Here is an 11,224-nt window from a genome sequence, read left to right on the forward strand (position 1 = left end):
AATTTATCTTGAGCTTATCAGACGAGGTTATACGGTCTATGTAGGGCGGGTTGATGAATATGAAATTGATTTTGTTGCTGTCGATACTTTACAGAATTTAACTTATTATCAGGTGGCATTAGAAACGCTCAATGAGGAGACACTCAGCCGAGAGTTACGTCCATTACAGAAAATTTCTGATTCGTATCCCAAGTATTTGCTTACCTTAGACACGATAGGGACTGAAGCGAATTATAATGGTATTGTAAAAATGAGTGCTCTCGATTGGTTGCTATCTGAAAATAAGTAAAGTTGAGGGTAGACATGGATACTCTTATTTATTAATTAAAACTCAAAGACTTTTCAGCATCATTCAAGAATGTATTCAAGCATAATTTCTGCTCCAATTGTGATGGATCGATTTACCTCGACTCGATTGAGTCAGATCATCATGATTGAGCTACAGTCACTTACTGAAAGTAGCGAGAATTGCACTGGAGTTTCTGAAGGATATTAATTCCTTAGTTTGCCCATTCATCCATCTGGGCATTTTTTTTGATTAAAATACAATGCTGTTCTTGCTAAAAAATGACGGCACCCACCATAAAACACAATATTCCAAAAATAATCCAAGGCCAGATCTTTGTCTTCGGTTGTTCTAAATTCTGAGGATTATATTCCGTGTGTTCTAGCGATGTCGGTTGTGGAACACGGGTCTTTTTAGAGTAAGGCTGGTGTTTAGAGTAAGATAGTCCCGTACCTGGAATACCGACACTGGTTCGCGTACCTTTTTTTCCAATATTTAGAGAAGCACCAGGTTTGCCAATGCTGGCACTGCTGATGCCTTTATGGGTCAGATTAATTTTAAAACCCGGGAATAATTTAATACTTTTACGAAATCTAAAACCCATATTGCTCTCATTCTAAAACTTAGCTCAATTCACGCGCTATACTAGGATCCATGATCTGCTAGAGATCGTACTTTGACGGCTATCATCAGGATACTAGTATATTTTTTATCTGGTGATTGCAATACTACCTTTAAATACCGTCAAAAATGTTTACTGTATATTTGCTGTAGGGTAATCTTAAAGCTGCTATTTATTGACTGATTGGTATATGACGACAGATAAGCATGAAGTCCTGCTACGAATGCGAGCCATCGAGCTGCTTGCTTACTGGGAAGGTCGTTTGGTTACCAATCGTTTGATGAGCTGGTTTGGGCTGAGTCGACAGCAGGCTTCTGCGGATATCAAGCGTTACAATACGCTGTATAACCCCGATGCCTTGATTCATGACCCCTCCGTAAAAGGCTATGTGCCTAAAGCCACGTTTCAACCGGTGCTGACTACCGTACATATCAATGAATATCTCAATATGCTCTCGGGCTTGGTCAGTGAATCGCATGCGCTGATTGCGATGCCAGAACCGAATCTTGCAGCAGTTCAATTACCTGATCGCAGTGTACGTCCTGAAGTGATTCGGGAAGTTTTGCGTGCCTGCCGCAACCAAAGTACTTTAAAAATGATTTATGCCTCGATGCAGAATCCGCAGTGGCATGAACGCATCATTTCCCCACACACCCTGGTGTATACCGGTTTTCGCTGGCATGTCCGTGCCTATTGCCACCAGAGCAAGCAGTTTAAGGACTTTTTACTCTCCAGAATTGATCGCACACCTGTTGTGGTGGCGATTGAGTCAGTAGACCCTGCTCAGGATCAGCAATGGCATGAAGAAATTGTACTGACGCTGATCCCTAATCCAAAATTGAATGAAGCTCAAAAAGCGCTGGTCGAAAAAGACTTCGGCATGCCTGATGGCAGATTACAGATTCCGGTGAAAAAAGCCCTGGCTCACTATACCTTGCAGCGATATCAGGCCGCGATCACGCTGGCTGAGGCGGATGATGCCTTGAAATATCCCTTGGTACTACAACGCTCAGATATCGAAAAGCTGTCGTCTTACCTGTTTGATCAGGCCTCATAGGAGATTGGCTATGTTAGAACAATTTCATTATGACAGTGACCTGATTGGCGGCTCCCTGATGGTGCGTGAAAGCCGGCTGATCGCGGATCTGTTATTACGAGAAGCGATTCCAGAACAATGGCATCAGGCAATTCAGATTGACAATATTCTGCAAAAAAGAACGCCTGCTTCAGCCCAACGTAACGCCACTGCCATTCGTAAGCGTCTTGAGCGCTTAGAGCCTGATTTCTGGAAAGCTTTGCGTGATGGGGATGATGAGCTGGCGACCCAGGTGGCTTTTTGTGGGGCACTGGAACGCAACCTGTTGCTGCTTGAGTTTATGGAAACGGTGATGAGGGATGCCTATATCTCTCAGGCGCAACACTTGGACAGTTATATCTGGTCAGATTTTTTGGATGAACGCTCACAACGTGATCCGGATATCTGTGATTGGAAAGAGTCCAGCAAGAAAAAAATGGGGCAGGTGGTCTTTCGCATGCTGGCAGAAGCCGGTTACTTAAAAAGTACCCGTAAGCTGGAGTTGCAGCGCGTGATCGTCAGAGCAGAACTGCGTAGCCTGTTGGAAGAACATTATAAACAACGCATTAAAAGATCTATGGAAGTGTCGCTATGGACGCGGTAGTTGTAGAGGGGCAGCAATGAGTCAAACAATACATGAGCGTCTGAACCAGATTCCAGAGCGAATTCTTTCCACCGAGTTTCTCACCGGGCAAGGACTGGGCAATGAAATTGGCTTCTGGATTTTTGATTATGCACCTGAAGATGAGTTGAAAGTGCGCGAATATCTGCATTTTCTAGACGGGATGCTGGAGAAAAAACACAGTCAGCTGAAGGTGGTGAATATTAATCTGCTACAAGCAGTGGTGGATTACCTGGCTGAGCGTAACTTCATCGATAAAGCCATTCAAATGCAAAAAGCCAAAGGCGATGAAGCGCTGCTCAAAGCCTTAAAGGGCCCACTGCATATGGATAAGTTCGCGCCGTATCTGGTGAGTAAATATGCCACCAATGCGCAAGATATTGTGTTGATGACTGGGGTTGGGTCGGTTTGGCCACTGTTACGTGCCCATCACTTATTGAATAGTTTGCATTCGTTACTGGGGCATAAGCCAGTGGTGCTGTTTTACCCAGGTTATTACGACGGTCAAGCGATGAGTTTATTTGGAAAAATTCCAAGCAATAATTACTACAGAGCATTCAGATTAGTGCCTTAAACACGGCAAATAGAAATAAGAATTCGGGGGAATGGATTGAGATGAACATTAAAGAACTTTTTTACAAGCCATTAGATCGTGCGATAAACGGGGTGGTCAAGGCAGACCAGAATGACAATACCACGGTATATCAGGAACTCGATGAATACGTGGTCACCAATGAGCTGGAAAAGCATTTTCGTGACTTTTTCCAGTCTTATGGTACAGACCTAAGCGATCCTTCGATTGCCAACCGTGTCGGCGTGTGGATTTCTGGCTTCTTTGGTTCAGGTAAATCACATTTCCTGAAAACCTTGTCGTATATTCTGGCCAATAAAGTGGCACGTGACGCGGAAGGTAACGAACGCAGTGCTGCAGAATTCTTTGATGAAAGCAAAATCCGGGATGCGTTTATCCGTGCGGATATTGGCAAGGCCGTTAGCCATCCTGCCGATGTCATCCTATTTAACATCGACAGTAAAGCCAGTTCCAATGATGATGGCAATCCGATCCTGAATGTGTTTTTACGCGTGTTTAACGAATATCAGGGTTTTAGTGCTGACCATCCACATATTGCACATATGGAACGTCACCTGAGCCAGAAAGGGGTGTATGAGCGCTTTAAACAGGCTTTTGAAGAATCTAGCGGCATGTCTTGGCTAGAAGAACGTGACGGCTATCAGTTCTATCAGGATGATGTCGAAACTGCGATTTCCCAAGCCCTCAACTTATCTGCTGAAGCTGCGCATAAATGGTTTGAGGATTCTGAGCAGACCTTTAGTGTTTCGGTCGAAAACTTCTGTCAGTGGGTGAAAGAATACCTGGACAGCAAAGGACCCCAGCAACGCATGTTGTTCTTGGTGGATGAAGTGGGGCAGTTTATTGGCAGCGATACCCGCTTGATGCTGACTTTACAGACCATTACTGAAAACCTGGGTACGATCTGTAAAGGCCGCGCTTGGATTATCGTCACCTCACAGGCAGACATCGATGCTGTTTTAGGTGAGATGTCTTCTTCCAAAGCCAATGACTTCTCCAAGATTGCTGGACGTTTTAAAACCCGTTTATCACTGTCCAGTTCCAATACCGATGAAGTCATCCAGAAACGTTTATTACGTAAAACCCCAGAAGCAGAAGCATTGCTCAGATCGGTGTTTGAGCAAAAGGGCGATATCTTAAAAAATCAGATTACCTTTGACCGTTCAGGCCCAACCCTCAAGAACTATGAGGGGCCAGACAGCTTTATTCATAACTATCCTTTTGCGCCGTACCATTTTCAGCTGGTACAAAAAGTATTTGAAGAAATCCGTAAAGTCGGTGCGACCGGTGCACACTTGGCCTATGGTGAACGGTCCATGCTGGATGCGTTCCAGATGGCCGCCAATGCGATTGCTACAGATGAAGTCGGTGCCCTGGTTCCTTTCCACCGCTTCTATACTTCAGTCGAAGGTTTCCTGGATACTGCAGTGAAGCGTACCATCGACCAGGCAGGGCAGAATCAAACCCTGGATGGTTTTGATGTGCAGATGCTGCGTACCCTGTTCATGATCCGCTATGTCGATATCATCAAAGGTACGCTGGATAACCTGGTGACTTTGTCGATTGAGAAAATTGATGAAGACAAGCTGGCATTGCGCAAGCGGATTGAAGACAGTCTGCAGCGTCTGGAAAAAGAGAGCCTGATTACGAGGAATGGCGATGAGTTCCTGTTCCTGACCAATGAAGAGCGGGACATTACCCGCAAAATTAAAGCCACTGACTTAGCAGCTTCAGAAGAAAATAAAGAGTTAGCTAATCTAATCTTTAAAGATTTACTGCGCGATCAGAACAAATACCGCCATCAAGCCAACAAGATGGACTATCAGATTGGTCGTTTCCTAGATGGTCATAGCCTGGATGGGAAGTATGAGAGTGATTTGAAAGTTGAAATCATTTCTCCACTGGATACTGAATACAACCTCTACACAGAAGCTTTCTGTATTGGTAAGAGCGCCGAGGCCGAAGGGCAGGTACTGTTTAAACTGGCAGACGATAAACAGTTCTTTAATGAACTGCGCACCTGGCTGAAAACCAATAAATTCATCCGCTTAAATGATGATGGCACTCAGTCCGATATCAGCCGTATTCTGGCAGACCGTGGCCGTGAGAATCAGGAGCGTAAAAAACGCCTGCGTGTCCGGGTCGAAGAAATGTTGCTGGACGCGGAAAGTTATGCCTTGGGTCAACATCTACAACTTTCATCTTCAAGTCCAACCACCAAGCTGGATGAGGCTTGTCGTTATTTGCTGGAAAATACCTATACCAAACTGAGCTATCTGCAAGTCTATCAGCAGGATGCCTGGCGTGAACTGAACGCCGTCTTGACTGTCGATGATATGGCGCAGCTCGGATTGTCTCTGGATGGTGGGCAGAGCAATCCGAAAGCCCTACAGGAAGTGGAGCAGTACATTGCACTACGGGCCACCGGTAGCGAACGTATTCTGGTCTCCGATGTGATAGATCGTTTTGTCAAACGCCCTTATGGCTGGCCGGATGCCGAGATTTTACTGCTGGTGGGTCAGCTGGCGGCAATGGGGCGGATTTCACTGCAGTTAAATGGCGGCAGCTTGCAGCTGAAAGAGGCCTTTGAGCCTTTACAAAACAGTCGCCGTCGCCGTGATGTTTCCATTATTAAAAAGCGCCAGACTGATGATCAGGTGTTGAAACAGGCACGCCAACTGACCCAAGACCTATTCTCGGCCATGGGGCCAGCGACTGAGAAAGAGCTGTTTGAATTCTATACCCAACATTTTAAAAACTGGTTAGCCAACTTTAAGTCGTATAAGAGTAAAACTGATGTCGGGCAGTTCCCGGGTAAGAAAGTGATTGAAAAGTCGATTCTGACTTTGGAACGTCTGCTGACCAATAGCGACAGCTTCGATTTCTTTAAGGCCGTGGTTGATAACAAGGACGACTATCTGGATCTGGAAGAAGACTATCGTGACATTCACGAGTTCTTCAGTAACCAAATGCCGAGCTGGCAGCAACTGCAACAGGCCTTACGTCATTTTGAGAAAAACAAACAGGCGCTGGGCAGTGATGAGGTGGCAAAAAAAGCCCTCTCTGAATTACATCGTATTGCCACCCTTGAATCGCCCTATGGCCTATTAAATAAAGTTGCTGATTTGGTTCGCACAGTGGAAAGCGTCAATGAGCAATTGCTGACTGAGAAGCGCAATCAAGCGATAGAACACATTGATGACAAGATCAAGCAGTTAGAAGCCGAGATTAAAAACAGTGGCATCGCTAGCGCTGAGCTGAGTAACAAGCTATTACGCCCACTACAACTGCTGAAAACGGATATTGAAGTGGAAACTAGCCTGTCCACCATCTATATGCTGCAAACCCAAACCGCCGTCGAGCGTTTTGACGAAGCCTTGTATGAGTTGGAAAGCGAAGTTGAGGCGGAAATTCAGCGTCAGGCCAAAGCGGCACAACTGGCTCAGAGCAAAGCAGAGAGTGTAACCAACACTGCAACCACCTCCAGCCCAGCTACATCAGCACCTGCTGCGAGTCCGGTACAGCCTGTGACAGCCGTAGTGCCACCGAAACCTGTTGTCGAAGTCGATGTCGCCAGCATTTACAGCAAAACCTCCAGCAGTGTCTATCTGGAAACAGAAGAATCAGTGGATCAGTTTGTAGACGCACTCAAAGCTGAATTGAAAAAAATTGTGAGTGATAAAAAGCGTGTGCGTATTCGCTAACTGAGCTTAGCGATCTATACGACATCAGCAATTAATTAAAGGTTTGAACATGAACACCAGTCATATTAAAAAATACGCACCGCAAGCACGTAATGATTTTATCGCAGCAATGCGCAAGCAGGCCGCCAAATATGGCATCACCGCAGACAGCATTTTACCGGCTGAACAGAAAGGCGACTTGCTGCTGATTGGCGATCAGGTTTTTCCGCTATCAGTCATGAAACCACGTGAGAAGCTGATCAAGCGCATTCAAGCCAGCAGTTTTGAGCAGACGATTGATTATATCGCTTACAGCTGGTTTAACCGTCTCTGTGCCATTCGCTACATGGAATGCAAAGGCTTACTGGATCATGGCCGTCGTGTACTCAGTAGTGCCGATGGTAGTGCAGGCTTGCCACAGATTTTGGAAGAATGTCTGGATATTGACCTACCAGGTTTAGATGCCAGTCGTGTGGCTGAACTCAAGCTGGATGGCAATAAAGACGAAGAGCTGTATCGGGAACTGTTACTGGCTCAATGTCATGCGTTGAATCAGGTCATGCCATTATTGTTTGAACAGGTTTCTGATGAATCTGAACTACTATTACCTGACAATTTGACCAAAACCGATTCTTTGATTCGTGATCTGGTCAGCAGTATTCCAGAAGAAGACTGGTCGGATGTACAGATTATTGGCTGGCTGTATCAGTTCTATATTTCTGAAAAGAAAGATCAGGTGATTGGTAAAGTCGTCAAGAGTGAGGACATTCCTGCCGCGACACAACTCTTCACCCCAAACTGGATTGTAAAATATTTGGTACAAAACAGTGTCGGTCGTTTATGGATGATGGCACAGCCTGATAGTACGCTTGCTAGTGAGTGGGAATATTACATTCAGCCAGCGGAACAAACTGATGAAGTCAATGCCCAGTTAAAACAGCTGATTAATGTACGGATCAGTGAAGATGGCGATACTTTAAATCCTGAAAGCATTACGGTGCTGGATCCGGCCTGTGGTTCGGGGCATATTCTGGTGGAAGCTTATGACTGCTTAAAAGCGATTTACTTAGAACGTGGTTACCGTAGCCGTGACATTCCGCGTTTGATTCTGGAAAACAACCTGTACGGCATTGATATTGATACCCGTGCGGCACAGTTGGCCAGTTTTGCGTTATTGATGAAAGCGCGTGAGGATGACCGCCGTTTATTTAGCAATCCACCGAAGCTGAATATTATTGCACTGCAAGATAGTCAGCCTGAGCGTTTAGATGCATTCAGTCAAGATTTAGCAAGTATTGGTATTGCACAGACCGATTTAAAAGAACTGTTGGACCTATTTGAATACTCTTCAACCTTTGGTTCTTTGATTCAAATCCCTGCAGCATTCGCTAAAAAGCTGCCTGATTTAGAAAGCAAGCTGAATACAGCATTAGCGTCAGGAGATATTTTTGCACAGCAGTCAGCACAGGAGCTGTTACCTCTAGTCCAGCAAACTAAATTACTGGCTAAACAATATGATGCTGTGATTGCGAATCCGCCGTATATGGGTGGAAAAGGCATGAATATAGCACTGAAGGGTTTTGCGAAAAAGACATTCCCTAACAGCAAGTCAGATCTATTTGCCATGTTTATTGAACGTGGTTTCGATTGGTGTAAGGACAGTGGCTTTAATAGCATGGTAACCATGCAAAGCTGGATGTTCTTGTCTTCGTATGAAGCGATGCGTGAAAAGTTATTACAAGATCGTACGATTCAAACCATGGCACATTTAGGTGCACGAGCATTTCCTGAAATATCAGGGGAAGTCGTACAAACAACAGCTTTTGTGATGCAAGGAAAGCATTTAGAGGGATTTAAGCCCGTATTCTTTCGTCTTGTAAATACCGAACAGAATAAAAAAGAGATTGAATTAAAAGCAGGGCTAAATCGCTTTGATTCAACTGTTCAGGATGATTTTAAGAAAATTCCAGGTAGTCCTGTAGCCTACTGGGTTAAAGACAAAATAAGAGGTACATTTAAAAAATTTCCAATACTTAAAAAAGAAGGTGATACCCGTCAAGGTATGGCTACTAGTGATAATAATCGATTTTTAAGAATGTGGTATGAAGTTAATCGATTAGATTTGATTTCAAATTGTTCCTCTTCTCAAGATGCAAAAGATTTAAATCCAACATGGGTTCCATATAACAAAGGTGGTGGATATAGAAAATGGTATGGAAATCAAGATTATGTAATTAAATGGAAAAATAGTGGTGAGGAAGTTATTGGTTATGCAGCTAGTTTGTATGGTTCACCTACTCGAACAATTAAAAGTATGACTGAGTATTTTAAGCCGTCTGTTAGTTGGTCTAAAATATCTTCAGGTGATATATCGTTCAGATATTTCCCTAATGGATTTATATTTGATGTAGCAGGATGCTGTATTTTTTTTGAAAATAATGAAGCCTTGTATACATGTTTAGGTTTTGTTAATTCACCTATCTGTAAAAATGTTATTGAAGCTATTTCTCCAACTGTTAATTATGAGGCTGGACATATTGCAAGTTTGCCTTTTAGCCATGCTCTACTAGATTCCAAAGATGAAATATCTCAACAGGTTAAATCACTTATAGCTCAAGCTAAAATAGATTGGGACTCCTACGAAATTTCCTGGGACTTTACTGAAAATCCAATTATTCGTACCCAGCAACCAAATCTAGAACAGGCCTTTAACACATGGCAGCAGCAAAATACTGACGCCGTGGCTGAAATGAAAGGTTTGGAAGAAGAAAATAATAAACTCTTCATTGAGGCTTATGGTTTACAGGATGAACTGACGCCAGAAGTTCCAGATGAACAAATCACGCTCACCCGAGCCGACCGTGAAAAAGACAGCCAGCGTTTAGTCTCTTATGCACTTGGCTGCATGATGGGACGTTATAGCCTGGATGAACCGGGCTTGATCTATGCCCACGCAGGCAATCAAGACTTTGATGCCAGTCGTTATCAAAAATTCCCAGCCGATGCTGACGGTATTATTCCATTGACCGAAATGCACTGGTTTGAAGATGATGCCACACACCGTATTCGAGAGTTTTTAACCGCCGTTTGGGGTAAAGACACATTAGATGCCAATATGCTGTGGCTGGCAGAAAGCTTGGATAAAAAAGCCAATGAAACAGCTGAAGATACCATTCGCCGTTACTTAGCCAGCAAGTTCTATAAAGACCACATGCAGGCCTATAAAAAGCGCCCGATCTACTGGTTATTTAGCAGTGGTAAACAGGGGGCTTTCCAGGCATTGGTGTACTTGCACCGCTATAACGAAAGCACCTTGGCACGTATGCGTACTGAATACGTGATGCCACTGATTTCCAAAATGTCCGCTATGGCCAATTCTTTAGAAAGTGAAATAGAAAACAGTGATTCAGCTGCTGAAATTAAACGTAAAGAGAAAGAATTACAGAACTTACATAAACAACAGGCTGAACTGAGTAGTTTTGAGGAAAAACTGCGCCATTATGCCGATCAGCGTATTTCACTGGATCTAGATGATGGGGTGAAAGTGAACTATGGCAAGTTTGGGGACTTGTTGGCGAATGTGAAGGACATTACTGGAGATAAGTCTCAATGATAGTAGGAATCTTTCTTCGATACTTTAAAACATATCAAGGCATTAACTATATCCCTATTACAGATGAGGACAGATTTTGTGGTCTTGTTGGCGAAAATGGGATAGGCAAAAGTTCTGTTTTAGAAGCATTGGATTGTTTTTTTAATGGAAAAGAATGGAACTTACATACTTCCACAAAGAAGAGTGGCATAACCGTTACTAAGCCTCAAATTGTTCCAGTATTTTTAGTTAAAAAAGATGTTTTTGAGGAAGGCTCTGATGATTTCCAAAAAGCATCTATATTAAGTGATCTAGCTTTAGGTATTTCAGAAGATGCTGCTGGTCCATCTACAAAGTCACATTTAAAAAGATTTATTGATCATCGTGCAAATATAATACGTAATTTGGATGTCGGGGATTATTTTTTGCTTCCTATAGGAGAAGACTATAATGGCAATATATCTCTCTCTATTTTCAATACACGAGTTCTAGTTACAAAGCTACTTGATAGCACGATTGAAGACGATAAGAATAACCTGAATGCAGATGAGTTGAATGGATTTAGACCGATCTTAGATGTTATTAAAAAATTAATTGAATATATTTATATTCCACGAGAACTTGATCCAGAAATATTTACAAAATTAGAGACCAATGAGATTCAAGTCTTAATGGGTGAAAGCTTAAATGATATTTTAAGTGAAAAAGTTACAACTCGACAAATCAATGAAATTAATAAAAATCTAAATGCT

At 43.2% G+C, this 11,224-nt stretch carries 7 protein-coding genes and 1 pseudogene; 7 read left to right on the forward strand and 1 reads right to left on the reverse strand.

Features of this window, described 5'->3' with window-relative positions:
• A pseudogene (locus DPG01_RS17605) lies at window positions 1-289 on the forward strand (ATP-binding protein); the annotation flags it as partial.
• A gap of 271 nt (window positions 290-560) precedes the next feature.
• Here DPG01_RS17605 and DPG01_RS17610 read toward each other — a convergent pair.
• Window positions 561-890, reverse strand: coding sequence for a DUF4236 domain-containing protein (locus DPG01_RS17610; protein WP_000506885.1), 330 nt, complete (start codon window positions 888-890; stop codon window positions 561-563).
• A gap of 208 nt (window positions 891-1,098) precedes the next feature.
• Between DPG01_RS17610 and DPG01_RS17615 the strand changes: the two genes are divergently transcribed.
• The 6 genes from DPG01_RS17615 to DPG01_RS17640 all read left to right on the forward strand — a co-directional run.
• A complete protein-coding gene (locus DPG01_RS17615) occupies window positions 1,099-1,965 on the forward strand; it encodes a WYL domain-containing protein (protein WP_110975937.1) in 867 nt (288 codons plus the stop codon).
• Between the two features lie 10 nt (window positions 1,966-1,975).
• Window positions 1,976-2,587: a DUF1819 family protein gene (locus DPG01_RS17620; protein WP_110975938.1), complete on the forward strand. Its 612-nt coding sequence runs from the start codon at window positions 1,976-1,978 to the stop codon at window positions 2,585-2,587.
• 16 nt (window positions 2,588-2,603) lie between these two features.
• The gene (locus DPG01_RS17625; protein WP_002010699.1) at window positions 2,604-3,179 is read left to right on the forward strand and encodes a DUF1788 domain-containing protein; all 576 of its coding nucleotides are present in this window, start codon (window positions 2,604-2,606) and stop codon (window positions 3,177-3,179) included.
• A 41-nt stretch (window positions 3,180-3,220) separates the two neighbouring features.
• Window positions 3,221-6,901, forward strand: a complete 3,681-nt coding sequence (gene brxC / locus DPG01_RS17630; protein WP_110975939.1) for a BREX system P-loop protein BrxC — start codon at window positions 3,221-3,223, stop codon at window positions 6,899-6,901.
• Between the two features lie 49 nt (window positions 6,902-6,950).
• Window positions 6,951-10,493 (forward strand): BREX-1 system adenine-specific DNA-methyltransferase PglX, encoded by a 3,543-nt coding sequence (pglX, locus tag DPG01_RS17635; RefSeq protein WP_110975940.1) that lies wholly within the window; start codon window positions 6,951-6,953, stop codon window positions 10,491-10,493.
• Window positions 10,490-11,224 (forward strand): AAA family ATPase (locus DPG01_RS17640; protein ID WP_162622366.1); only part of this gene is annotated, 735 nt, incomplete at its 3' end. The genes pglX and DPG01_RS17640, both read left to right, overlap by 4 nt.

This window comes from Acinetobacter sp. WCHAc060042 (assembly GCF_003231195.1).
In the GTDB taxonomy this organism is placed as follows: domain Bacteria; phylum Pseudomonadota; class Gammaproteobacteria; order Pseudomonadales; family Moraxellaceae; genus Acinetobacter.